Below are 1215 nucleotides of genomic sequence, written 5' to 3'. Positions count from 1 at the left end.
CCCCGCGACTGGGACACCGCCGAACGCGAGGGCCGCACCATCACCCCCCTCATCACCCGCCTCAACGACATCCGGCGGCGGCATCCGGCCCTGCACCGGCTGCGGAACCTGAGCTTCCACGCGACGGACAACGAGGCGGTCATCGCCTACAGCAAGACGGCGGGCGAGGACACCGTCCTCGTCGTCGCCAACCTCGATCCCCACCACACCCAGGAGGCCACGGTCTCGTTGGACATGCCGCGACTCGGCCTGGACCGGAACGCGTTCATGTCCGCGCACGACGAACTGACGGGTGACACCTACCACTGGGGGCGGAGCAACTATGTGCGTCTGGAACCCGGCAGGGCCCCGGCACACGTGTTCCACGTCCAGCGGTCGTCCGCTTAGTCACAGATTCGGAGGGTCACAGCGTCATGACAGTCAACCAGCCCGTCCCGGACACCTTCGAGGACACCCCCGCGAAGGACCGGGACCCCGAGTGGTTCAAGCGCGCGGTCTTCTACGAGGTCCTGGTCCGCTCCTTCCAGGACAGCAACGGCGACGGCGTCGGCGACCTCAAGGGACTGACCGCCAAGCTCGACTATCTGCAGTGGCTGGGCATCGACTGCATCTGGCTGCCGCCCTTCTTCCAGTCCCCGCTGCGGGACGGCGGCTACGACGTCGCGAACTACACCGCCGTACTGCCGGAGTTCGGCGACCTGGCCGACTTCGTGGAGTTCGTCGACGCCGCCCACCAGCGCGGCATGCGCGTCATCATCGACTTCGTCATGAACCACACCAGCGACCAGCACCCGTGGTTCCAGGAGTCCCGCAAGGACCCCGACGGCCCCTACGGCGACTACTACATGTGGGCCGACGACGACAAGCAGTACCCGGACGCGCGGATCATCTTCGTCGACACCGAGGCCTCCAACTGGACCTACGACCCGGTCCGCAAGCAGTACTTCTTCCATCGCTTCTTCTCCCACCAGCCGGACCTGAACTACGAGAACCCGGCCGTGCAGGAGGAGATCCTGGCCGCGCTGCGGTTCTGGCTGGACCTCGGCATCGACGGATTCCGCCTCGACGCGGTGCCGTACCTGTACGCGGCCGAGGGCACCAACTGCGAGAACCTGCCCGCCACCCACGAGTTCCTGCGGCGGGTGCGCAAGGAGATCGACGCCCAGTACCCGGACACGGTGCTGCTGGCGGAGGCGAACCAGTGGCCGGAGGACG

2 protein-coding genes are annotated in these 1215 nt (G+C 67.1%); both read left to right on the top strand.

Features of this window, described 5'->3' with window-relative positions; translation table 11 throughout:
- The coding region (locus VKA29_RS18720) for an alpha-glucosidase C-terminal domain-containing protein (protein WP_324787003.1) at positions 1–387 on the top strand (387 nt) is incomplete at its 5' end.
- A gap of 26 nt (positions 388–413) precedes the next feature.
- On the top strand, positions 414–1215 hold an 802-nt coding region (locus VKA29_RS18715), incomplete at its 3' end, for an alpha-amylase family glycosyl hydrolase (protein WP_324787002.1).

The sequence above is a fragment of the Streptomyces sp. H51 genome, from assembly GCF_035656535.1.
Classification (GTDB): Bacteria; Actinomycetota; Actinomycetes; order Streptomycetales; family Streptomycetaceae; genus Streptomyces.
This window is presented reverse-complemented; position numbering and strand designations above follow the sequence as displayed.